Consider the following 22,033-nt stretch of genomic DNA (forward strand, 5'->3'; position numbering starts at 1 on the left):
GTCTAGTTTAAGCGTTTTTAGCGGGGTTCGTCCAACCTTGATGACGTAATAAAGCATCTATTTTTGGCTCGCGTCCGCGGAAATTGATAAACGCATCAAGTGCTGTATCTTTTCCGCCAACTGCTAGAATAAATTGACGAAATTCTTTTCCGGTCTGAATATTAAAAACCCCTTCTTTTTCGAAACGATCAAACGCGTCGCTGGCCAAAACTTCCGCCCATTTATACGAGTAATAACCTGCGGCATAACCACCGGCAAAAATATGGCTAAAACTATGCTGGAAACGGTTATAGCTTGCCGTTGGTGCTACCGCATATTTTTGGCGAATATCATCCAGGGTGGCTTGGACTTGTTCTGCATTTAAAGCAGAACTGTGCTTGTGAATCGACAAGTCAAACAAGGCAAATTCGATCTGACGCAAGGTTTGCATACCGGACTGGAAGAAACGTGCATCTAGTAATGCTTTCAATAAGTCTTGTGGTAAATGCTGTTTGGTTTCGATGTGTTCACTGAGCAGATCCAGACTGTTGGTATCCCAAGTCCAGAATTCCATAAATTGACTTGGAAGTTCGACAGCGTCCCAATCCACGCCGTGCGTTCCTGCTACCGCAATATGGTCGACTTCGGTCAACATGTGATGCAAGCCATGTCCAAATTCATGGAATAAGGTATTTACTTCATCATGCGTGAGCAGGGCAGGTTGATCACCGACCGCAGGAGTGAAGTTACACACCATGTAGCAGATCGGTTTTTGTAAACCTTCTTTGGTTTGCATGCGTGAACGGAAGCCACTCATCCATGCACCACCGCGTTTGCCACTGCGAGCGTACAGGTCAAAGTAAAAACCGCCTACCACCGTGCCTTGATCTTCCAGTTCAAAATAGCGTGCGTCTGTATGCCAAACCGGAGCTTCGCGTTCCACAATACTAATGCCGTAAAGACGATTTACAATACTAAATAAACCTTGCAGAATTTTCGGAGCAGGGAAATACGGTTTTAATGATTCTTGGGATAAATTGAATTGCTGAACTTTAAGCTTTTCAGAATAGTAGCCGGTATCCCAAGGCTGTAAATCTTGAATACCATCTTGAGATGTGATGGCTTTGAGTTCGGCAATTTCTTGCATTGCTGGTGCACGGGCATGTTCGGCCAAGTCGACCAGAAATTTATCTACGGTTTCTACATCAGGCGCCATTTTGCTGGCCAGTGAAAGCTCGGCATAGTTTTTAAAACCTAATAGCTGAGCCATTTCATGACGCAGGCTTAAGATTTCTTCCATCACTTGCGTATTGTCAAATTCAGGATGCTCAGACAAATCCGAAGCACGTGTAGTGTAGGCTTTATACAGTTCCTCACGTAAGCCACGGTCATCTGCATAGGTCATAATGGCAAGATAAGAAGGAATATCTAAAGTGGCAACTGCTTGTTCTAGTTCACGTTGCTGACCATATTGCTTTAATAAATCGATGCTGCTTTGCGGTAAGCCTTTGAGTTGCTCTTCAGTCAAGGGTTTGAAATAGGCTTGGGTTGCATCCAGCACATGATTGGAGAAGTCGGATGAAAGCTGAGATAAACGTGCAGAAATTTCCGCATAACGTATTTTGGCTTCACCTTCTAAAGCCACACCTGAAAGTTTAAAGTCACGCAGGGCCAGTTTAATCGCACTTTGATGCGCTTCAGGCAAGGTATTAAATACAGTTGCATCCTGCACGTTCTGATAAGTTTGATATAACACCGTGTGTTGACCCAGTTGGGTATAGTATTCGCTTAAAGCAGGAAGCAGGGATTTATAGAGTTCACGGGTTTCTGCGTTGTTCATCACTGCATTGAGATGTGACAGCACACCCCAAGATTCACTCATATTATTTTCAAGGGTATCGACTTGGTCTAATACAGCCAGTTGCGCCTGAATACTTTCAGGGACTTCGGTTAAATCATTTAAAAAGTTTTGTCCTTGTTGAATGGCTTGTTCAATCTGTTGTTTTAAATCTGCTAGCTGAATTTGATCAAATTGGGGAACGGGCAAGGTCGCCTTTTCTAAAGTCATTTCTAATACGCCATTTCATTTATAAACTTAATAGTAGATGTAGGGTTTAGGCATAAGGAAATCAAGGTCTATACTGCTTTTATGGGTAAATACATATGAATATCGATGATCAATAAAAAAAGCCCTACCGAAGTAGGGCTTAATTTTAAAACATTACTCTATTTTAGGTTTTGCATTATCCTTTTTCTTTTTCGGCTTAGCCTTTTTTCTCACTTTATCTTTATCTTTGGCTTTTAGCTCCGATTTAGCTGATGGCTTTTTATCGGACTTTTTAGCAAAAGAAGCTGACTTGGTTTTTGGTTTTTTCTTGCGAATTGGCTGTTCACCATCTTCACTCACCACCGCTTTAGCACGCGGGCTAAACACTTCCTCTGTTGTGGTCTTGGCCACACGTGGGGCACGGCTACGAATCGCACGACCGGCATGGGTCATTTGTTGCAACAGTTGAAAGTCAATCTTGCGATCTTCCAGATTCACGGCTGCGACTTTGATTTTGACTTCATCACCAAGACTAAAGGTTTGGCCACGACTTTGACCGACCAAGCTTTGGCTGGCCTGATCATAAACAAAGAAGTCATCGCCCAATTGGCTGACGTGAATCATGCCATCGACATAGAGGTCTTTAAGGGTGACGAATAAACCAAATTCAGCGACTGCACTAATGATACCCACGAATTCTTCACCTAAATGCTGCTGCATATAGTGACATTTCAACCAGGTGGTGACAGAACGTGATGCTTCATCCGCACGGCGTTCAGTTTGAGAGAAATGTTCACCTGCATCATCTAAAGCGGCACCTGAAAGCGCGAAAGGCTTTTGTTTTAAATGGGCTTTGATGGCACGGTGCAACAACAAGTCAGGGTAGCGACGAATAGGTGAAGTGAAATGTGTATACGCATCATAAGCCAACCCAAAATGTCCGGCGTTGTTTGCGCCGTAATAGGCTTGCATCATTGAACGCAATAACACCGCATGAATACTTGGCGCGTCAATACGGTCTTTGGTCGCATCAATCACTGCTTGGTAATCTTTTTGGGTTGGCTGTTCAGGGAAGGGCAAGCCAAGCAACTTCACATATTCACGAACTTTTTGGATACGTGAAAATTCAGGTGGTTCATGCACACGGTATAACATTGGAATGTCGTTTTCTAATGCATATTCTGCTGCTGCAACATTGGCCAGCAACATACACTCTTCAATCAGTTTATGCGCTTCATTACGTGAACGTGGCAGAATTTCCTTAATTCCACCCAACTCATCAAAAGTCATATAGGTTTCGACCGTTTCGAATTCCATCGCATGACGTTCGGAACGTAAGCCTTTGAGAATCTGATACAGCTGGAACAGAGTGTTTAATGACTTGTGCACACTGCGGTCTTCAGGAATCGCGCTACTGTCGCCGTCAAAATATTGTGCCACGTGGGTATAGGTCAAACGTGCTTTTGAATGCATGACTGAGGGATAGAATTGGAAGCCCGTAACTTTACCCGCGCGGGATAAAGTCAAATCACACACCATACAGAGACGGTCTACGTGTGGGTTGAGCGAGCACAGACCATTGGAGAGTGCTTCAGGCAGCATCGGCAAAACATAGTGCGGGAAATATACCGAGGTGCCACGTTCTTTTGCTTCATCATCCAGTGGTTTATCGGTACGGACATAATGACTCACGTCAGCAATGGCAACCACAACACGATAACCGCCACCTGGACGTTTTTCTGCATACACAGCATCGTCAAAGTCGCGCGCATCTTCACCATCAATAGTGACGAGGGCTAAATCGCGTAAATCGATACGACCTTCACGATCCTGTTCGTTCGGTTCTTTAAAATGTTCTGCATCGCGAATCACTTCTTCTGGAAATTCATACGGCAAACCAAACTCTAAAATGGTTTGCGGAATAATGATTTCCGTGTCAGCTTTATCCGCCATGGATTGCACAATGTGGCCTGTGGGTAATTCTTCACGGGTCGGGTAGTCATCAATGGCGACACGAACAGAATCACCCACTTTAACTTGGGCATGTTGAATCAATTCTTTTTCTAAGGTAATGGGTTGATGTGCATTAGGATTCGCAGGTTGAATGAAGTATTCGCCGTCATACACCGCAACTTTACCAATAATCTGTTTTACACGATGCTGTACAACTTCAGTAATAAAACCCCAAGGTTTACCTTTACGGTCGACAGAGGTTTGACGAACTTTAACGCGGTCACCATTAAAGACTAAACGCAGTTCACGTTCAGGCAATAAAATATCATCATGTCCGGAAATGTTGGCGGTCCCCAAACCTTTCGAATTGATGTATACGGTTGCTTCATGAGTCGGTTGGCTGGTTGCGAGCTGGAACCTGAACCCATCTTTCATCAATTGACCATCGCGTACCATGGCACTTAAACGATGGCTGAGTGCTTCTATACTTTTTTCATCTGCAATATTGAAGTGTTCCACTAAATCTGCATGAGATTGTGGTGCTTGTAATTTTTCAATCGTTTCTGAAATGAGAATACGGCTTGGAATAGGATTGTCATAACGTTCGGCTTCAGCCTTAGCTTCAGGGTCGACCCAATTTTTCATAATGTCTTTGGCTTCATGTCAGAAGATAGGATTAGCATAAGTCATGCAGCAGGATACTGCACGAAAATGATTGCAATATTGTGTTTTCAATTCCAATTTTACAGTGAAGCAGCATATTTCACACGAGCAACTGTCGATAAAAAGGGGAAAAGGGGCTTAATAAAGCTGTAAATCGTTTAAAAAATAGATGATTGATTAAAAATATTAGAATTTTTTGAAATGTGACTTGAAGTAGTAGAGTTTAGTTTGTATTATGGCGGCTCGTTACGGTGAGGTGGCCGAGTGGCTGAAGGTACTCCCCTGCTAAGGGAGCGTGGGTCTTAAAGCCCACCGAGGGTTCGAATCCCTCTCTCACCGCCACGAATAACTTGAAATGCGCTCATAGCTCAGCTGGATAGAGCACTTGGCTACGAACTAAGGGGTCGGGAGTTCGAATCTCTCTGAGCGCACCAATCAAGTTAAACGTAAATGTAACGAATGCTGCAAAGCAACTCAAGTACGCGCTCATAGCTCAGCTGGATAGAGCACTTGGCTACGAACTAAGGGGTCGGGAGTTCGAATCTCTCTGAGCGCACCAACTTGATCACATCGACAGATGTAAAACTGGAAAAAACCGCACATGTTGCGGTTTTTTTGTGCCTAAAATTTAGTTATAGCTTTCCATTAAAACTGCTTAAATATTTTCAAAAATATGCTGCACCGCATTTGTCAGAAAGAATTTCAAACATAGAAATTTTTTATATTTAGGTTTAGTTTATTGATTCAATAAAAAGGTTTTACGTCCGAGAAATTATAATAGTGAGGGTTTAAATATGGCTCTACTGGCGTTAATCAAAGATGATGAACACATTCATGGCCAAAATGGCTATATCAATTCAATTCGAAATAAAATTACGGAGCAGCCAATCTCGGATATTACCGATCACCAAGGTAACCAATATATTGATTTGGTATTAGAAGGAGGTGTGGTCTGGGGACTTGCATTAATCGGTTATACCTACACGCTTGAACAAGCAGGTATTCGGTTTCTAAACTTAGCTGGAACTTCAGCAGGTGCAATAAACGCAATAGTTCTTGCAGCTTTAGGGCAATCCTCTGACAAGAAAAGTGAACAGCTCCTTGCTATTTTTAATAAAATGGATTTAAAAAGTTTTGTTGATGGTGGCATTTTAGCTCAAGAATTAGCGAGTGATATTGAGCAAAAAGATTCTCCACTTTTTGTAATGTTTCCAAAACTGTTAGGTCTTTTAACTCTCGGAAAGTTTAGCAAAAATAAATTGGGTATCAATCCGGGACAGTATTTTGAAAACTGGTTAGACAGTATTTTAAATCAGAATAAAGTCTCAACAACGGCTAAACTTTTTAAAAAACTAGAGAACAAAAATTTAAAAATCAGAGAAATCAGCAAAAGAAAATACCCGGTTCTTGATCAGATACGCTTTGAAAATACTTTCAAAACCAATAAATTGGCTATTATTGCATCAGATATTACAACTGAAAGTAAAATTATTTTTCCTCAAATGGGGTATTTATACTGGAACAATCCCCTAGAAGTTCATCCCAAACACTATGTCAGGGCTTCTATGTCCATTCCGTTGTTTTTTGAACCTGTTCGAATCAATAACATACCCGAAAATCGTGAAAAATTTTGGCAGGTATTAACGGGCTTTGAAGGGGATCTTCCTGAAGTTGCTTATCTGGTTGATGGGGGTGTGATCTCTAACTTTCCAATTGATGTTTTTCATTCTCGGGACAGCATTCCATTATGTCCCACCTTTGGAGTCAAACTCGATGTGAGTAGGAAAAAAGCCTCAACAGTAGACAGTCTATCCGACTATTTAACCGCACTCGTCAAAACCACCATTCATACCAATGATTATACTTTTTTGCTTAATAATGATGATTACAAACAATTGATTACATATGTAGATACTTCGCAGAAATATGTGCCAAATCATAAAAATAAATCGAATAATATTGTGAAAAAAATATGGGGGAAATTTAAGCCCAATGAATCAGATACATTTGGTATTCTTGACTTTAATATGTCGGATGAAAAAAAAGCCGCACTGTTTGCATTAGGGGCAAAAGCTGCATGTGACTTCATTTGTGGAAATGAAGTATATGCTTCAAGTAACAAACAAAAACCTTATTTGCCGAATACAATTCCACCCTTTAATTGGGAAGAATATAAAAATTTAAGAGAACAATTAATTGTGGCGGATACCCAAGCCTATCAAGAAAAAAAAGAGAAAATTAAAAAATTCTCTTTATTCCCATAAATATATTTAAAAAAAGTTATATGCGTATTTTCCTATGGTTGCTGAATATTCTAGCAACCACCGGTGATGTTCTAAACGGCCTCACCTCTATCTCTACCAATCAAATCAGTTTCCTGAGTGTCATAATCTAGAGCATTGATGTATTTTCAAGACTCAGTGATGATCTTTAAGATCAATGTTTGGGAAAGATGTTATGAGAAATATCTAAATTGGGCGTTTTGTTTAAAAAACAGATAAAAAATTCAATTTCGCCCAATAACTGTTCACTTGATGACGGATTTGTTAAAAAGCACTTAACAGCGCATTAAAAACGCGTATAATGCAGCACATCAAGACGTCGCGCTCATAGCTCAGCTGGATAGAGCACTTGGCTACGAACTAAGGGGTCGGGAGTTCGAATCTCTCTGAGCGCACCAACTTGATCACATCGACAGATATAAAACTGGAAGAAACCGCTTAATTGCGGTTTTTTTGTGCCTAGAATAAATTAAATATGTTAAACAATTATTTCATCTTCTGCTTAATTTTCAATGCCAATACGGTATTGCCACCAAGGGCTGGTAACATATCGTGATAAGGCATACTTCGCATCGCTCGAAGCAGGAAAGGCGCTTTGTCATGAATTTTCATGGCACTGGTGACCTTCAATAAGGTGCCGTTGCCTTGCGGAATCAGTTGCATACCGCCCTTAACAAATTGCAAGTCACCACCTACCGCCTTAAACTCATTTTCCAGACTGTGGGGGTAGTCAAAACGCAGCTTAAAATCGAATGGAATATTAATCACGCCCAAGCCGACTGAAATTTTATAGTCAGCATCAAAGGTGTTGGGATCAATTTTTTTAATTTCGATGGCTTTAATCTGACGTGGAAAAAGTTCCTGATAAGCAGGAGCACTCAGCCAATACTTTAACTGTTGCGGGCTTTTGGCAAAATATTGATAGCTGCTACTAAAACGCAAGCTTTCCAAGCCATGCGAATAGGGCACTTTATTGGATGGCAAAATAAACGAGACGGGTTCTTGCGAGAACTGGCTTAGTGCTGCAATTTTTTGAACCTGGCTCAAGCTTAATGGGGTTTCAGGTAATTCTCCGACTTTTAAGGTCTCTGAAGTGGCGACTTTAAAGCGTTGTTGTAAGGCTTCTAACAAAAAAGCGTTGGTACCTGAGGGAATGCCAAGTTTGGCTTCAGGCAGAGCATTCAAAATGGTACTGAATAAAAAGCCTTTGGGATGACTTAAGTCACCCCATTGGGTAATGGTAATTAAAGTCTTATTTCCGCCTAAATCAAACCATTCAATTTTTCCCGCGCCGTAAGGAATGGGCGCATCCAGCACAATGGTGGAAATACTGTGGGCGGTTAAATGATGCTGCATCACCACATTTTCTTTAAAGTTTAAGATTGGAATGGGAGTGGGAATAGACACCTGATATTTCATCTGGGTAATATTGCCTTGTTGTTCCAATACCTTTGCAGATTTCAAGGTCGGAAATAGCTGATTGTACCCGCTATAGTTGCTTAAAAGCCGCGCTACATTTTGGCTATTGGTGGGTACAACGATTGCACCCGTATAAAACTTAGCTGTCATACTTTGCTGATTTTTAAAGGTTGGCAACGTAATCGCCTGTGCAGGATGGGCATAAATCAAAATACGGTTTGCGGCTAAGTCTGCCAGTGGTTGAGCCTTACCTTGAAACACACTTAAGCTACTGGGAATCTGTTCTTTCCATGCAACAATTTTTGCCGAAGTCTGCGTGCCAAACAAGCAGCACAGAATCAAGAGGCGGCATTTATTTTTATTGTTTCGCATATCCCATCCTGTTTATGCTTTTTATGAGTGTGTGCTGATGTTTTAATTAATTTCCTAGCAATTGTGAAGCAAACTTATGTAATTTTAGCCGGCAAAAACAAGAAGGAAAAGGCTAATCTGGTGTAATATCTAGCGCAATTGTTGTAATAATTTGATGATTAAATATGTCAGAGACCAAGCCGGCGGTATCGCTACGTTATTCCTTAAACCTGGAAGAATCACAAGATGGTTTTGCACTTGCGACTTTTGGTAAAAAACAACTCACGCGCTTTATTACGCCACTGGTGAGTATCGGAATCATTGTTTGGGGTTTTTACCTCGGCTTTAATGGTGTAGGTCGCTATTACGTCGCGCTTGGCGCTTTCTTTTTAATTTTACAGTTGATTATGCGTTACTGGTTTTTACCGATGATGTTTAAACGTCAATTTGTGAAATACCAGTTTGGCAAAAGTGAACAAGGCATCGAATTATTTCAAGATTATGCAGAAATTTATGCCAATGGTCGTAAGCAAATTTTCAACTACAGCGAAGTACAAAACTTTGCTATAGGTAAGCTCACCTATATGCTTGAATTAAAAAATCGTACCGTCATTATTGTGCCGAAACGTGCTTTTGAGCAGCAATCTGCGGATCAAACCATATTTGAAAATACATTCAAAAAGTAAGTCTCAAAGTATTTAAAAGTGAATTGAAAGGGAAGATCATGAGTACACGTCCATCTAAAATTGTCTGTGTCGGTCGTAGCTATGCAGACCATGCCAAAGAATTAGGCAATGCCATTCCTGATCGTCCAGTTTTATTTATTAAACCACCAAGTACTCTGGCGACCTTGGAACAAGGCATTTCATGGAACCCGGCTTGGGGCAATTGCCACTATGAGTGTGAATTGAGCTTGCGTATTGACCGCACTTTAAAAGCGGAAACTAATCCAGCCAAAGCGCTTGAAGCCGTGGGTGCGGTGACTTTAGGTTTGGACTTGACGCTACGTGATTTACAAGATGACCTGAAAAAGAAAGGTCAGCCTTGGGAACGCGCCAAAGCCTATGATGGTTCATGTATCCTGGCAGATTGGGTTGAGCTTTCAGAAATCGAAGACTGGAAAAATGTGCACTACACCTTGCATGTCAATGATGAGCTACGTCAAAAAGGTGATACATCTCTACTAATTTTTGATATTGCGACTTTGCTTGCCGACATCAGCCAAGTCTTTACCCTAGAAGAAGGGGATGTGGTGATGACCGGTACACCTTCAGGTGTAGCTGCATTAAAAGCAGAAGATCAATTGACCATGACGTTGCAAGGTCAAAGCCAAGATTTTGTCTGGAAAACCTTTGTTCAGGCTTAAGCTTTGAATGAATGAAAGGACTGCTTTGGCGGTCCTTTTTTAAATAGATATAACACAGAATACTTTTCAAATTATCTCGAATCAGATGATCTCCAATTTCAAAATTGGGAGGCTTAGCGTATCTTCGGACGCGTAAAAAATACGGTAAGTTTCAAGGAAAAATAGTGATAGAACGCAAGGCACTGGATGTACGAGCCTCTACCATCATGTTTGGCTTGTGTATTCTTTGGGGCTTACAACAAGTTGTCTTGAAAATGGCAGCGCCTGATATTTCTGCTTTAATGCAAGTTGCTTTGCGATCAGGACTGTCTGCCTTAATGGTCTATCCGTTGATCAAGCTTGCGCAAGGGAACTCACTGTGGAGCAAAGATTATTTGTATCCTGGTTTGGCTGTAGCTTTATTATTTGCAGCTGAGTTTTTTATGCTTGCTCACGCCATTCAGTTTACTTCTGCTTCGCATGCCATTGTCTTACTTTATACCGCACCTATTTTTGTGGCTTTGGGTCTGCACTGGAAACTGCCTTCAGAACGATTATCCATTTTGCAGTGGGGCGGTATTTTTATCGCATTTTTAGGCATCGTGGTGACGTTTGTGGGACGCGATGGCAGTTCAGGGCACGATCTATCGCAAATGCTGTTTGGTGATATTCTCGCCTTACTGGCTGGCATACTCTGGGCAGCCACCACGGTTGCGGTACGTTTAAGCAAGCTTTCAGATGCTCCCGCCACTCAGACTTTGTTCTCTCAATTGGCTGGTGGATTTGTATTCTTATTCCCTTTAACTTTCGTGTTGGGAAAAGCCAGCATTCATTGGACAAACCTTGCGATTGGTAGTCTGATTTTCCATAGCGTGGCTATTTCATTTGCAAGTTATCTGATCTGGTTCTGGCTGCTGAAAAGTTATTTGGCTTCACGTTTAGGTGTATTTTCATTTTTAACGCCATTGTTTGGCATGTTGTTTGGCGTTTGGTTACTCAATGAAAGCATCGAAATGAACTTTATTATTGGTATAGTCATGGTGATGATGGGTGTGTTGGTGGTGAGTTTACAGGGCTGGTTAAAGCCGAAAAACAGCAGCCTATGAAAGTATTCAATAACGCCACCTGGATAGGCTTCTCATCGATCTTGATTTGGGCAACTCTGGTTGCAGTGGTTAAACTGATTACTGAATCCTTAAGTCCTGTTTCAGCCATTGCCCTGATTTATAGTTTTAGTGCAATGGCTATTTTAGTGCTGAATGGACTGCCGCGTTTTCAGCACATGTCGAAAGCTTATGTGTGGGGCTGTGGCGCTTTATTTGTGGCTTATGAAATTCTATTTTTAGTTTCGATTGCCTTGTCACAAAATCATGATCAGGTGCTGATTATTGCAATGATTAATTATTTGTGGCCGCCGCTTACGATTGTATTTTCAATACTGGCCAAGCAGCTGAATTATCGTTGGCCAGTTATTTCAGGCTTTATTATTTCTGTGCTTGGGCTATTGCTGGTGGTTAATCCGGACATTTTGAATTTGCATCAATTTCTGCACATACTGCAACAAAATCCAATCGCTTATTTTTTTGCATTTTTAGGGGCTTTGCTTTGGCCATGTTATAGCGTAATGACCAAAAAATATGCCCAAGGGCAAAATGCTGTACCGCTATTTTTTATGGTGACAGCGATCGCCTTATGGGGCATTCATTTTATTATGGATGAGGCTTTTATTTTTCCACCGTTGAATATGTGGTTATTGATTGCGTTAACAGGTGGTTTGGTGGGGATTGCTTATAGCAACTGGAATCAGAGCTTGCAGTTTGGCAATATAAAACTGCTGATTCTTGCTACCTATTTTATGCCTGTTTTATCTTCCTGTATGTCGATGCTAATTTTGAATACAACCCCGAATTTTACCTTTTGGATCGGAACATGCTTAGTCACTTTTGGGGCCGTAATTTGCTGGAAGAGTACTTCTGAAATTTAAGTCTTATTCATGTTCCTTCCTCTTTTAAGAGGAAGGAGAGATATTTCCATCTAAGGTAAAGTATTTTCAATACTGAGCGGAGTAAGAGAAATAGAGTTCTATTTCTCTTCCAGAATTTTGGATAAAGGAATCGCCAATTTTGCTGAAAGATAGTCATCCGCTTCAATCAGTGCAGGCCCCAGTTTTTGCATCCATTCATCGTCAGGATGAATATTTCCCATATCTTGACGGCGTGGAAGTGGATAGGGTAATTGGGTATAGAAGCGCCAGAAATCGACTTGATCCAAATTGCGCACTAAAACAAAATGGTCATTGTCGGTACGTTTGACCAAATTTTGTTTTTCAAGCATCAGTACGTAAGAAGGCCAGCGCCCAATTTCTTCACGTCCCAAAATGCCTAAAGCTTCTTCATCAGAGACACTTTCACCTTTCAGTTGTTTTTTATAAAACAGTTCCAATAAATCCAGCAGCATAATTACAGGATGACGCTTCTGTTCTTTGCCTGAATAAAAAGCGGTTAGTGCATAACTGATTTCAACTCCTAATAATACAATATTCCAGGACAAGAAAATCCATAACAGGAAAATCGGCACAGCGGCAAAAGCACCATAAACAATTTCATAACTGGTGAAGTTGGACATGATGAAACCGAACAGATTCTTGAGTAATTCAAATACCACCGCACTGAATGTCCCCGCAATCAAAGCCGCCTTGATTGGAACACTCCGGTTGGGAATGGTCCAATTTAAAATGAAAAATCCCAGAATGGTCAGGGCAAAAGAAATACCCCAAAAGATAAACTCGCCATTTAATTCATAGCCGGCAAAATTATTGCTCAGTACATTTAAAGAGGCCACGGCAGATGAAATAACGAATGCGCTACCCAACACAATTGGACCGAGAGAAATAATGGTCCAATAGCGCATAAATCCAATAATGCCACCACGCGTTTCACGAACACGCCAAATCCGGTTAAATACGGTTTCAATACTGGTTAGCATCATCACGGTGGTAATAAATAGAAATAAAATCCCGATGATGGTCAGATTGCTGGATTTATCGGTAAAAGCATTAAAGGCTTTATCAAAAGCAATCGTGGTTCGGGGTAAGAAATTACTATAAATCAGTTGTTGTAATTGTTGCCTTGCCGGCTCAAGCGCTTTAATGGAAGAAATGATGACCAAGAAAACAGTCAGCATGGGCACTACTGCAAATAGCGTGGTATAGGTTAAGGAACCTGCCTGTTCACGACAACGGTCTGCTTCAAATCGTCTTATCACAAATAAAACAAACTGAAACCAGGTCTTGTCATAAAAAGGGTGCTTTTTTAAGTACTTTTCTAACATAGGTATAAAGTCTCAATTTTTTAATCATCTTTATGAATTTTCATGATCAAGCTTAACCAAAAAATAGGAAAAATACCGTATAGTTTTCTTTTTTAGCTTCGTTTATAAAAATTATGCAGTCTTATGTTCTTGTTTTATATTACAGCAAATATGGTTCGACTAAAGAAATGGCACACTTAATTGCCAACGGTATTGAATCTACAGGTATGGCTGTAAAAATTCGCACTGTTCCAAATTTATCGACAGTGGTCAAAGAAGCGGAGCCCAGTATTCCTGCCGAAGGGGATATTTATTGTACTTTAGATGATTTGGCGAATTGTTCCGGTCTGGCACTCGGTTCTCCAACCCGTTTTGGCAATATGGCATCTGAGATGAAGTATTTTTGGGATCAGACCACCAGTCTTTGGTTAAATGGCGCTTTGCACCAAAAACCTGCCTGTGTTTTTACCTCATCAGGCTCCATGCATGGCGGACAGGAAAGTACCTTGCTGACCATGCTTCCACCCTTATTTCATCATGGCATGATGATTATGGGTTTGCCGAATGCCAATCCGGCATTATCTAATACTAAATCGGGTGGTACGCCGTATGGTGCAAGCCATGTCAGTGGTCCGCGGCATGATTTGGGCCTAAGCCAGGATGAAAAAGTCTTGTGTGAAGAGCAGGGCAAGCGATTGGGTGATGTGGTTAAAAAACTACAGACAAATTCATAATTTTCTAAAGTGGAAAGGGAACTTAAGTAGGTGACTTTCTAGCTAGAATTTTTATCGATTTATAAAAATAAAAAGACCGTTCTAAAATGAATGGTCTTTTTTAATTGCAGTATAAAATTTAAGCGCTAATTCGTTATGCTTTTTCTTTAAAACGATGATTGCACTTTAGGCATTTGTAATCTAAGAACACATTTTTATCGATAATTACACCGGCTTTTTTGCCAAAGATATTTCCTAAAATACCACCGGTGACCCCTACGGCAATTGCTCCTACAAATGTTCCTACGGTTCCACCGAAAATAACTCCCAATGGTCCAGCAACGGCACCAATGGCTGCCCCAGTTGAGGCACCCGTTGCTGCGCCACCGACTGTACCTGCTGTTGCACCCGCGGAAGTAAGAAGGATGCCACTTATTGTCTTGATGTTTTTCTCGTGATCTCGTTTTTCCACTTCAGAAGATCCGCATTTAGGACATTGCATAAATTTTTCCATCAATTATTTATCTTTTGGTTATCTTGGAATGAAGCCAGTTTATTACTTCAAACAGATAATGCACCATCACAATTTAGAGTATGTATGTTCTGACACACCAGGTCAGGAACATTTCACAGCAACTTGATTCTAGCTGAATGAAAGTCATAGAAGTTTATCTGAGTTGTAAATGCAATCGTTTTCTAAAGATTTTACTGGTGCTAAAGATTCAACAGAGTAACCTTTATCAAGTAACAATCAGCAAGTCTGGTTGGAAAGGTTTTTCTATCATCCACTAAAACATCAGCTTTTACTTGGTGAATGAAATCAACAAGACTTAAAGCAGCTTGATCATTTCCCCAGAATTCATCACCCGATAACATTTTATCATTCGGGTTGATCTCTTTCTGTGAAATTCTAATCGTATTCTGAAAAAACCACATTTCTATTAGAATTCCTGTACAAATAACTTAATTATGATTGATTTGTTATATTTATAATAAAGTGAGAGGTTGTTCACACTCCCATAAAAAGTTTAATAAAATCAAAATTTACAGTTTCATAAACTGAATCAATCTAGAAATTTTACTCTTTATTAATAAAATTTTTTATTATTTTCAATATAAAAAATATATTAATTTAATTGATTTTTTCATGTGAATTTCAAATTTTTAGAATTTTTTATAATGATTTCTTACAATTAAAAAATAAATAAAATAAAAAATAAATATAATTAAAACAATGGGATGAATTATTTTTTAAGGGTAAAAATATATAGATTATAATAAATTTTACATTTTATTTTTTTTATGTGATTTAATCTTTCTTAGAGAAATTAAAAACTAACAATTAAACATTACTAAATGAAAATAAATAAACATCTTAGTTTAAAGGATAGTAAACACCATGAGAATATCAGTAATTTATGTGGGTTTATTTTGTTTATGTTTTCTGAGTAACACTTATGCAACATCTGATGAGTGGAGTTCGCGATGGAAAGCATCAACTAACCGCTCGAGTGAGAATTTAGTTCAAGCAAATCTGATTGAACTCATGGATTCAGATTATTATTCTGGACTAGGAAAGACTACGATAAACAGCACATCGACAAGTTCTATAGGTACAGTGAATTCGGCTACTAGTAATGTGAATATCAATGGTTCAAACAACGGTGTAGACATTTCGAATGATACTGCCAATGACGGGTCTGTAAATTCGACTACCACCCAAAATAATCAGCAATGTCCTAACTTAAGCACTCAACCTGGGGGAGCAACATTATGTTGAACTTCCCTCGGCTGAATAGAAGAAACATATCTTCTGTAAGCATCACGATCCTTTTTAGCCATCTTTTGACAGGGTGTACAGGTCTGGCGCTTACAAACAAGGATCCTGTCAGCCTTGTGCAAGGACCGCCGATTACTGATATTTTTACCCCTTTTGATATGGCCTTATCCTGCCTGAAAGGGCAACTGCGCAATGATGTCAATTTCTCTGTTGGCGCAATTTTAGACCAAACCGGCAAAGATATTATGACCAATGGCGGTAGTGGCAAAATGGTGACCCAAGGTGCTGGAGATATGGTGCAATCTGCGTTATTTCAGGCTGGGGTGAGCTTATTGAACCGGCGTGATCCTCGTATTATAGAAAGTGAAGCCAAGTGGGGAATTCGGGATCCAAGGCAGATCAAGGCTTCTGATTATTATGTGACAGGCAGTATTAACAGTTTGGATTTTATTCCGGGTGGCGGTTTTGATATGCAGATTGGCGGTGTTGGCCCTAATTACAGTCAAACCCGAATTATGGTCGGTTTAGATTTGTCCTTGACCGATACACGCAGCAGTAAAGTCGTTGCCAATGTTTCACTGCAGAAGCAAATTGCCGCACAGGATTACGGCATAAATGCAGGCAGGTTTGCTGGTCATACTTTATTGAATATCCAGGTCGGAAAAGGAGAGAGAGAGGCAACAAACTTTGCCTTGCGCCAAATGTTAAATCTGGCAACTTTTGAATTGCTCAGTCAGGTGATTCCGCCCACAACATTTGAAAGCTGCCGCACTGAAATACCCCCTGAATTTGGCCGCTTAGAGTTAACGCGAAGCTCTGTTGCCCTGTATAAGTATAAGGAAAGCCAGAAACACAATACTGTGGATTCAGGTAGATCGCTGCTGGAATCTTACTCACATGACACAAGTTCATCCAATGAGAAAAATAAATCGACCAACTCACCCAGCAAGGATACTAAGCCGCCTAAGAATAAAGAATCTGAGCTGATTCAAAATCCTGAAGGCGAGCCTGAAATGAGCAAACAGGACCTGATAAAATACATTAGCAAGAAACAAGGTTCATCTTCTTCAGGCAAAATGAATAAAGAAAAAGATACTCAAGAAAAAGTCGATAAAGAAAAAGAAGATGAAAAGACTACGACGCTGTGGAATGTCAATCCGGCAATGATAGAAAATTACTGGTCAACAACTCAGCGTGATTAAAAAATATATAAAAAATGAGCTCGCTCTCATTATAAAAAGAAGTGCTTAGCGAGAAGTACTTCAAAATTAGAAAAGGAAAACAACTATGAATAAGACTATCAAAACAATTGCCTTATCTGTCACCTTCCTGTCCAGTGCAGTTATGGCAAATGCTCAAGAGATCACTGTAGATACTGGTTTACAATCCACCCTAAGTGTTTTATCTCAAAGGGCAGAAAATGGTACGGCGCTTAACCTTGCAATCAATACCAATAATATTGATGCAACCGTCAACACTTTTGGAGGGGTTAATTCATTAAATAATGTTGGAGACGCTATCGCGGTAGAAACTTCAGCACTGGGTGCAGTAAACACAGGAAGTATCAACCTACAGCAAGGTAACTTCAGTGCTGTGAATACGGGTACATTAGAGGCAACTCTTGATGCTGAAAGAAGTGCGGCGCGTACTTTAGAAGAATGGCGTACTGAACGGTCATCAGAGTTCGAAAGCTCTATCAGTGCATCACTGAATACCGACGTTTATGATCAATTCTCTGAAACTCTGAGTAATTACAGTGCAGCGAATTTAGCCTTTAATACTGGGGCTATTGATGCATCTGTAAATACCAGAGGATTTGAGAATCATATTGATGGCATCAAAACTTCAGCAATCGGTGCTGTGAACACCGGTAGCATTACAGTGACTGTAAAGTAAATCCACCTTTCAATATGATCCAGGGTCTAACTATTTTCGGATAGTTAGACCTTTTTATTTTACAATAAAATAAATATAAATTGTTGATTTAATTCTTTTGCAGATTTCTTGGCGCCTTTATTATCCAAAATAATCTCTGACTTCTGAGGATAACTTTTGGGATAAAAACCACTCTGATTTGTACGTCTAAGTGCACATTACTTTAGGGCTTCTGCGTCTAGAGCATCTGATTGCTATTTTCTATGATGCTAAATATAAAGAGCAGGAAGCTTTAGATAAAAATAAGAAAATAAATGACAAGAAAGGTAAGGTGTGACAGTAGTTATACTCATTGACCCAATACGAAAAACCTCGACAGGACGTCGGGTTTTTTTTGATAAAAAGAATCAGATTATTAGGAGTTTTTATGCAAGTGTGGATGAGTAGTGAATCAAGTAAAGAAGTATTAGATGAAGATCAATTAACGCAATTGGGACTTGCTCGTAATTATGTTGAGAATATACTGAAAAATAGACTTAAGAATAAAACTTACGATATACCTTTAGAGAGTTGAGACTGTATTACGATAATGATGGGTCTAACAGGCTTTGAAGAACGAGTCATGTACTCATTTAAAAAAAAGATTATGGATTTTCGCTTAAAAATAATTTATGAGGATTTTAATGCAACGGATGATTTAGGACGCCAAAACTTCTTTTTGAAATGATGCTGGAAGTTTAGATCTGTTAAAAATTAAATTTGAAAAGGTTAGGCCTAAACTGGATGGAAAAGTTTGTATGGAGCTTGAAAGACTGAAAAGAGAAGTTTTAGAGATTGCAAAAATTAAATAGGAAGTGATTTGGTAGACACTAATCAGTATATCTATTTCAAATACAGTAGATCTCTGTCATAAATCACTTTTTTGTTCAATTCCATATTGTAAATCCCAGCGATTAAATTGAATCTTAAACCGAGTCTTTTTCCTCGGTTTCGATAGCGTTCAGCAAGAATTTTGAAAGTTTTTAGGCTGCCAAATACATGTTCAATACCTATTCTTCTTTTATTGATTGCCTGATTATAAATTTTTAGCTCAGGATCTAATTTACATCGTCTTTTGGCTTTTAAGGGTAAAAGACTATTTAGATACAACGTATAAATCCCTCGATAGCCTTTATTTGCGAGGATAAAAGACCCTTAAGGAATCTGGTGTAAATTTCGTTTGAATAACTCAAAGTCATGGACTGCACCATGACTCGTACATAAACTCAGTATTTGCTGGGTTTTATAGTGAATTAAGGCCTGTACTTTAAAGGTGTGTGTTTTTTTCTTGCCACTATAGCTTTTCTTCTGTTTTTTTAGGTCTTTGTATCGGAATTTCTGTAGCATCTACAATTACCACATTCCAGTCTATCCCTTCACCTTCAGGCAAATTCTTCGGTAAATTAAAGAGATGAGATCGAATTAAACAATCTTCAACGTGACGCACAATTCTTGAGGCTGTAGGTTCTGAAACTCCATAACTCGTTGCTACATGAAATAAAGTTCGGTATTCATGCCAATAGCTTAGACACAGTAAAGCCTGATCCTGCATACTTAATTTAGGTGGTCTGCCTTTAGTTGTCCCATGCTTTTTTAATTCTTCAATGATTAAATTGAAGGTTGACCATGAGATACCTGTGTATCGCTTGAACTGGATTTCAGAAAGCTTCTTTGAATCGCTGTATTTCATCCGTAGATTATGCACGAATGCTAAGAAATCTGAAGTACAAATATCAATCAAAAAGAAGATCATTTTTTTATTTATGAAAGAGGTCTAGTCTCTTAAAACAAAGGTCACATATAAAAAAGAGCGCCTAAGCGCTCTTTTTCAAATTCAGTTCGAAACTTAGTCACGAACAAATTCAACTGCACCATTCTCTAAAGATTTAATACGTGCCAAGGACTCAACACGGTAACCTTTATCAAGTAACAATTGGCGACCAGGCTGGAAAGATTTTTCAATCACAATACCAATACCCACAACTTCAGCTTTTGCCTGGTGAATTAAATCGGCAAGACCTAAAGCAGCTTGACCATTCGCCAAAAAGTCATCAATTACTAATGCTTTATCGCTCGCGCTAATGTGCTTGTTTGAAATAGCGATGGTGCTTTCAATCTGTTTAGTGAAAGAGAAAACTTTAGAGCGATATAAATCGTCTTTTAAAGTTAAAGATTGATATTTACGTGCAAAGATCACAGGCACGCCAAGTTCTAAACCTGCCATTACTGCTGGAGCAATACCAGAAGCTTCGATGGTAATAATCTTTGTGATTCCTGCATCTTTAAAGCGAGCAGCAAACTCTTTACCAATTTGCTGCATCAATACAGGGTCAATTTGATGATTCAAGAAAGCATCAACTTTCAGAACTTGATCAGATAGAACGATACCTTCAGTTAAGATTTTCTGTTCTAGTGCGTGCACGGGAGAATTCCTCTAAGGGCAGATGCTTTTTCAAGCAAAAGCGTATTTTAAAAAGGCTCTCAAAAAATGCAAGCGAAATTGATCAAATCAATTAATTCGTTGAGCCTTTATAGCCCGTTAATAGCAAACCGTATGATGTTTTGCCATCTTGGTGAGAAACTTTCACTGGTGCATAGTCAAGTTTAGGCGCTAACCAGAAAATTGTATCGCGGTTAGGTTTATCATGTTTCATCACCACCTTAATGGTGTCAAAGGTACCGTAAGAGGTTTTAACAGTTTCTGAACCTTGTTTGACAAAGCGGCGTGCCTCAACTTCTTTGGCATCTGCAATTGCATAACTCGATTTCAAACCCGAAGTTTTTAAATCTTCACGCAATTGTAATTCAGCATTTAACTCATCCAGAACCCCAGATTTCCAAGCAAAAGAGCGAGCCTTATCATCTTTTTTGGTGTTAATGGTTTTAGCATTTGGATTAAAGTTAATGCTCATGCTGTTGTTATGCACCAAAATTTTGCTGCTACGGCTAAAGCTGTTGGATAGGATTTGGTTGCCATTTAAACTAAAACGACTTGTTTCAGTTGCAGAGGCAATAGCCCCAGCTTTGGCAGCAAAAACATAGGTCCAGTTGTTCCCCGACTTGCTTAAAGTACGTGTTGCCGAGCCCATATTTTTGCCGTTATAGCTAAATTGATAACTTGCCTGGAATGGACTCATGGCAAATGCTTGGCTTGAGAAACCAGCCAACAACAGTGTACTGCTTACACCTGATGCCAACGCAATCGTTTTCAATACATTGTGAGCCATAAGTAAAATGTTCCTATGAAGTTTGAATAAAGTGCAATTTTTTTTGCTTGGTTGCTAGTATGCGCTTTGATTATGAAGATAAAATTCGAAATTTTATCTAATCTGTATCTTTATGTAGTTTTTTTTTCAGTTAAAAATACAGATTTTAATCACTAAAAACAATTTAATTCATCCGCTATTTCTGCTTGAGCGGGCTGACTTGAGTTTTCTGCTGTTCTTCTTCAACTGCCCAGTTTTCTACCGGCTGTTCCGACATTTTTCTAAATAATGCGGTCAGATTGACATTGCCCATCACCACCAGTTCAGCTTCACGTAAAACAGCATGATTGACATGAACCTTTGCCAAAGTGTCAATGATAGAACGCTTTTTACCGAGCCAGCGGTTTAAGTCCAAATACAGTAAATCATCTTTGACTTTAATGACCTTGAGCTTTTCCAAAATCATACCCAACGGGTCTTTATTCAACACTTTTTGATAGAAAAACAGGGCAAATTTCACCGCGAGTTTCTGGAAAATATTTTTGAATTTAACTTCAATGACTTGGGTGTCACTAATTTGTTCAAATACAATAAGCTGGACGTCTTTATTGAGTTCCATCTGAACCAGTTTTAAATCAACTGAAAGGGTAATATAGAGACCCTTTACATCCAGCGTTGCATATAAACGTAACCAGTCTTCATGCAAGTCAGCATGCAAATCTTTAAGCATGGAGACATTGTCGGTGACAAAGCGCTGAAATGTGGCATTCAAAAAAACTTGAGATAGGGGAAATTCACGCTCATCTTCAATAAATCCTTCAGCCCTTTGATACACCTGGCGTATACGTTTAGAAATATTGGATATTAGCGTTTGCATATGGGGCATCCTAGCAAGTTAATTTTCTTAGACATTGAGAGATTTTGTCGAAAGTATTAAAAATACAGATATTCCATCTTGCAGTTTAGCAAAATTAATTGCACCATTTTCATGATTTTAATTGTCTACAGTTGGCTTGTTGATTGAGTTCTCGTTTTTCATTCAAAAGCAGCAACTGTTTTTATTTATACTGCG

20 protein-coding genes, 4 tRNA genes and 1 pseudogene are annotated in these 22,033 nt (G+C 39.4%); 14 read left to right on the top strand and 11 right to left on the bottom strand.

Going from position 1 to position 22,033, the window contains the following annotated elements:
* Nucleotides 1-7 precede the first annotated feature (7 nt).
* Nucleotides 8-2,047 carry a M3 family metallopeptidase gene (locus ACP69Y_RS04465; RefSeq protein WP_425916511.1) on the bottom strand — a complete coding sequence of 680 codons (2,040 nt, stop codon included), beginning with the start codon at nucleotides 2,045-2,047 and terminating at the stop codon, nucleotides 8-10.
* Nucleotides 2,048-2,200: 153 nt separating this feature from the next.
* Nucleotides 2,201-4,624 carry a ribonuclease R gene (rnr, locus tag ACP69Y_RS04470; RefSeq protein ID WP_425916513.1) on the bottom strand — a complete coding sequence of 808 codons (2,424 nt, stop codon included), beginning with the start codon at nucleotides 4,622-4,624 and terminating at the stop codon, nucleotides 2,201-2,203.
* A 268-nt stretch (nucleotides 4,625-4,892) separates the two neighbouring features.
* On the opposite strand from rnr, the gene ACP69Y_RS04475 reads away from it, so the two are divergent.
* From ACP69Y_RS04475 to ACP69Y_RS04495, 5 genes are all read left to right on the top strand, one after another.
* Nucleotides 4,893-4,984 (top strand) — tRNA-Ser (locus ACP69Y_RS04475).
* 15 nt (nucleotides 4,985-4,999) lie between these two features.
* A tRNA-Arg gene (locus tag ACP69Y_RS04480) sits at nucleotides 5,000-5,076 on the top strand.
* Nucleotides 5,077-5,124: 48 nt separating this feature from the next.
* Nucleotides 5,125-5,201, top strand: a tRNA-Arg gene (locus ACP69Y_RS04485).
* A 235-nt stretch (nucleotides 5,202-5,436) separates the two neighbouring features.
* On the top strand, nucleotides 5,437-6,906 hold the full coding sequence (locus tag ACP69Y_RS04490; protein WP_425916515.1) for a patatin-like phospholipase family protein: 1,470 nt from the start codon (nucleotides 5,437-5,439) through the stop codon (nucleotides 6,904-6,906).
* A 339-nt stretch (nucleotides 6,907-7,245) separates the two neighbouring features.
* Nucleotides 7,246-7,322: transfer RNA gene (locus ACP69Y_RS04495), tRNA-Arg, on the top strand.
* Nucleotides 7,323-7,410: 88 nt separating this feature from the next.
* Here ACP69Y_RS04495 and ACP69Y_RS04500 read toward each other — a convergent pair.
* Nucleotides 7,411-8,715 (bottom strand): SRPBCC family protein, encoded by a 1,305-nt coding sequence (locus tag ACP69Y_RS04500; RefSeq protein ID WP_425916517.1) that lies wholly within the window; start codon nucleotides 8,713-8,715, stop codon nucleotides 7,411-7,413.
* A gap of 164 nt (nucleotides 8,716-8,879) precedes the next feature.
* On the opposite strand from ACP69Y_RS04500, the gene ACP69Y_RS04505 reads away from it, so the two are divergent.
* From ACP69Y_RS04505 to yddG, 4 genes are all read left to right on the top strand, one after another.
* Nucleotides 8,880-9,380: a YcxB family protein gene (locus ACP69Y_RS04505; protein WP_425916519.1), complete on the top strand. Its 501-nt coding sequence runs from the start codon at nucleotides 8,880-8,882 to the stop codon at nucleotides 9,378-9,380.
* A 38-nt stretch (nucleotides 9,381-9,418) separates the two neighbouring features.
* Complete coding sequence (locus tag ACP69Y_RS04510) at nucleotides 9,419-10,060, top strand: fumarylacetoacetate hydrolase family protein (RefSeq protein ID WP_425916521.1); 642 nt, start codon at nucleotides 9,419-9,421, stop codon at nucleotides 10,058-10,060.
* A gap of 206 nt (nucleotides 10,061-10,266) precedes the next feature.
* On the top strand, nucleotides 10,267-11,145 hold the full coding sequence (locus ACP69Y_RS04515; protein WP_425916583.1) for a DMT family transporter: 879 nt from the start codon (nucleotides 10,267-10,269) through the stop codon (nucleotides 11,143-11,145).
* Entirely contained in the window at nucleotides 11,142-12,023 is an 882-nt protein-coding gene (gene yddG, locus ACP69Y_RS04520) for an aromatic amino acid DMT transporter YddG (protein ID WP_425916523.1), read from the top strand. Before ACP69Y_RS04515 ends, yddG begins: the two co-directional genes overlap by 4 nt.
* Before the next feature lie 98 nt (nucleotides 12,024-12,121).
* Here yddG and ACP69Y_RS04525 read toward each other — a convergent pair whose 3' ends face one another.
* Nucleotides 12,122-13,369 (bottom strand): YihY family inner membrane protein, encoded by a 1,248-nt coding sequence (locus tag ACP69Y_RS04525; protein WP_425916525.1) that lies wholly within the window; start codon nucleotides 13,367-13,369, stop codon nucleotides 12,122-12,124.
* Nucleotides 13,370-13,482: 113 nt separating this feature from the next.
* Here ACP69Y_RS04525 and wrbA point away from each other — a divergent pair, with 113 nt between their 5' ends.
* Nucleotides 13,483-14,082 (top strand): NAD(P)H:quinone oxidoreductase, encoded by a 600-nt coding sequence (gene wrbA / locus ACP69Y_RS04530; protein WP_425916527.1) that lies wholly within the window; start codon nucleotides 13,483-13,485, stop codon nucleotides 14,080-14,082.
* A 133-nt stretch (nucleotides 14,083-14,215) separates the two neighbouring features.
* Here the strand turns inward: wrbA and ACP69Y_RS04535 are convergent, their stop codons facing one another.
* Together ACP69Y_RS04535 and ACP69Y_RS04540 are read right to left on the bottom strand one after the other, a co-directional pair.
* Nucleotides 14,216-14,575, bottom strand: a complete 360-nt coding sequence (locus ACP69Y_RS04535; protein ID WP_425916529.1) for a hypothetical protein — start codon at nucleotides 14,573-14,575, stop codon at nucleotides 14,216-14,218.
* Between the two features lie 200 nt (nucleotides 14,576-14,775).
* Nucleotides 14,776-14,997, bottom strand: a complete 222-nt coding sequence (locus ACP69Y_RS04540) for a hypothetical protein (RefSeq protein ID WP_425916530.1) — start codon at nucleotides 14,995-14,997, stop codon at nucleotides 14,776-14,778.
* 463 nt (nucleotides 14,998-15,460) lie between these two features.
* On the opposite strand from ACP69Y_RS04540, the gene ACP69Y_RS04545 reads away from it, so the two are divergent.
* From ACP69Y_RS04545 to ACP69Y_RS04560, 4 genes are all read left to right on the top strand, one after another.
* Nucleotides 15,461-15,841 carry a hypothetical protein gene (locus tag ACP69Y_RS04545; RefSeq protein WP_425916532.1) on the top strand — a complete coding sequence of 127 codons (381 nt, stop codon included), beginning with the start codon at nucleotides 15,461-15,463 and terminating at the stop codon, nucleotides 15,839-15,841.
* On the top strand, nucleotides 15,835-17,043 hold the full coding sequence (locus ACP69Y_RS04550) for a CsgG/HfaB family protein (RefSeq protein ID WP_425916534.1): 1,209 nt from the start codon (nucleotides 15,835-15,837) through the stop codon (nucleotides 17,041-17,043). Before ACP69Y_RS04545 ends, ACP69Y_RS04550 begins: the two co-directional genes overlap by 7 nt.
* 85 nt (nucleotides 17,044-17,128) lie before the next feature.
* Nucleotides 17,129-17,737, top strand: a complete 609-nt coding sequence (locus tag ACP69Y_RS04555; RefSeq protein ID WP_425916535.1) for a hypothetical protein — start codon at nucleotides 17,129-17,131, stop codon at nucleotides 17,735-17,737.
* Between the two features lie 406 nt (nucleotides 17,738-18,143).
* Nucleotides 18,144-18,290, top strand: coding sequence for a hypothetical protein (locus ACP69Y_RS04560; protein ID WP_425916537.1), 147 nt, complete (start codon nucleotides 18,144-18,146; stop codon nucleotides 18,288-18,290).
* A 308-nt stretch (nucleotides 18,291-18,598) separates the two neighbouring features.
* On the opposite strand, the pseudogene ACP69Y_RS04565 reads toward ACP69Y_RS04560, so the two are convergent.
* The 5 genes and pseudogenes from ACP69Y_RS04565 to ACP69Y_RS04585 form a co-directional block, all read right to left on the bottom strand.
* Nucleotides 18,599-19,102: pseudogene (locus tag ACP69Y_RS04565) on the bottom strand (transposase family protein).
* On the bottom strand, nucleotides 19,050-19,445 hold the full coding sequence (locus ACP69Y_RS04570; RefSeq protein WP_425916539.1) for a transposase family protein: 396 nt from the start codon (nucleotides 19,443-19,445) through the stop codon (nucleotides 19,050-19,052). The pseudogene ACP69Y_RS04565 and the gene ACP69Y_RS04570 overlap by 53 nt, the downstream one beginning before the upstream one ends.
* Nucleotides 19,446-19,601: 156 nt before the next feature.
* The gene (locus ACP69Y_RS04575) at nucleotides 19,602-20,177 is read right to left on the bottom strand and encodes a xanthine phosphoribosyltransferase (RefSeq protein ID WP_425916541.1); all 576 of its coding nucleotides are present in this window, start codon (nucleotides 20,175-20,177) and stop codon (nucleotides 19,602-19,604) included.
* 91 nt (nucleotides 20,178-20,268) lie between these two features.
* On the bottom strand, nucleotides 20,269-20,982 hold the full coding sequence (locus ACP69Y_RS04580; protein ID WP_425916543.1) for a DUF3108 domain-containing protein: 714 nt from the start codon (nucleotides 20,980-20,982) through the stop codon (nucleotides 20,269-20,271).
* A 175-nt stretch (nucleotides 20,983-21,157) separates the two neighbouring features.
* Nucleotides 21,158-21,838, bottom strand: a complete 681-nt coding sequence (locus ACP69Y_RS04585; RefSeq protein ID WP_425916545.1) for a hypothetical protein — start codon at nucleotides 21,836-21,838, stop codon at nucleotides 21,158-21,160.
* Between the last annotated feature and the right edge of the window lie 195 nt (nucleotides 21,839-22,033).

It is taken from the genome of Acinetobacter sp. TSRC1-2, from assembly GCF_049895885.1.
Lineage (GTDB): Bacteria > Pseudomonadota > Gammaproteobacteria > Pseudomonadales > Moraxellaceae > Acinetobacter.

What these genes read in the sequence shown, in the direction of transcription:
- ACP69Y_RS04465 (WP_425916511.1), bottom strand. Translation starts at nt 2,047, where the DNA reads ATGACTTTAGAAAAGGCGACCTTGCCCGTTCCCCAATTTGATCAAATT.
- rnr (WP_425916513.1), bottom strand. Translation starts at nt 4,624, where the DNA reads ATGAAAAATTGGGTCGACCCTGAAGCTAAGGCTGAAGCCGAACGTTAT.
- ACP69Y_RS04490 (WP_425916515.1), top strand. Translation starts at nt 5,437, where the DNA reads ATGGCTCTACTGGCGTTAATCAAAGATGATGAACACATTCATGGCCAA.
- ACP69Y_RS04500 (WP_425916517.1), bottom strand. Translation starts at nt 8,715, where the DNA reads ATGCGAAACAATAAAAATAAATGCCGCCTCTTGATTCTGTGCTGCTTG.
- ACP69Y_RS04505 (WP_425916519.1), top strand. Translation starts at nt 8,880, where the DNA reads ATGTCAGAGACCAAGCCGGCGGTATCGCTACGTTATTCCTTAAACCTG.
- ACP69Y_RS04510 (WP_425916521.1), top strand. Translation starts at nt 9,419, where the DNA reads ATGAGTACACGTCCATCTAAAATTGTCTGTGTCGGTCGTAGCTATGCA.
- ACP69Y_RS04515 (WP_425916583.1), top strand. Translation starts at nt 10,267, where the DNA reads ATGTTTGGCTTGTGTATTCTTTGGGGCTTACAACAAGTTGTCTTGAAA.
- yddG (WP_425916523.1), top strand. Translation starts at nt 11,142, where the DNA reads ATGAAAGTATTCAATAACGCCACCTGGATAGGCTTCTCATCGATCTTG.
- ACP69Y_RS04525 (WP_425916525.1), bottom strand. Translation starts at nt 13,369, where the DNA reads ATGTTAGAAAAGTACTTAAAAAAGCACCCTTTTTATGACAAGACCTGG.
- wrbA (WP_425916527.1), top strand. Translation starts at nt 13,483, where the DNA reads ATGCAGTCTTATGTTCTTGTTTTATATTACAGCAAATATGGTTCGACT.
- ACP69Y_RS04535 (WP_425916529.1), bottom strand. Translation starts at nt 14,575, where the DNA reads ATGGAAAAATTTATGCAATGTCCTAAATGCGGATCTTCTGAAGTGGAA.
- ACP69Y_RS04540 (WP_425916530.1), bottom strand. Translation starts at nt 14,997, where the DNA reads ATGTGGTTTTTTCAGAATACGATTAGAATTTCACAGAAAGAGATCAAC.
- ACP69Y_RS04545 (WP_425916532.1), top strand. Translation starts at nt 15,461, where the DNA reads ATGAGAATATCAGTAATTTATGTGGGTTTATTTTGTTTATGTTTTCTG.
- ACP69Y_RS04550 (WP_425916534.1), top strand. Translation starts at nt 15,835, where the DNA reads ATGTTGAACTTCCCTCGGCTGAATAGAAGAAACATATCTTCTGTAAGC.
- ACP69Y_RS04555 (WP_425916535.1), top strand. Translation starts at nt 17,129, where the DNA reads ATGAATAAGACTATCAAAACAATTGCCTTATCTGTCACCTTCCTGTCC.
- ACP69Y_RS04560 (WP_425916537.1), top strand. Translation starts at nt 18,144, where the DNA reads ATGCAAGTGTGGATGAGTAGTGAATCAAGTAAAGAAGTATTAGATGAA.
- ACP69Y_RS04570 (WP_425916539.1), bottom strand. Translation starts at nt 19,445, where the DNA reads ATGAAATACAGCGATTCAAAGAAGCTTTCTGAAATCCAGTTCAAGCGA.
- ACP69Y_RS04580 (WP_425916543.1), bottom strand. Translation starts at nt 20,982, where the DNA reads ATGGCTCACAATGTATTGAAAACGATTGCGTTGGCATCAGGTGTAAGC.
- ACP69Y_RS04585 (WP_425916545.1), bottom strand. Translation starts at nt 21,838, where the DNA reads ATGCAAACGCTAATATCCAATATTTCTAAACGTATACGCCAGGTGTAT.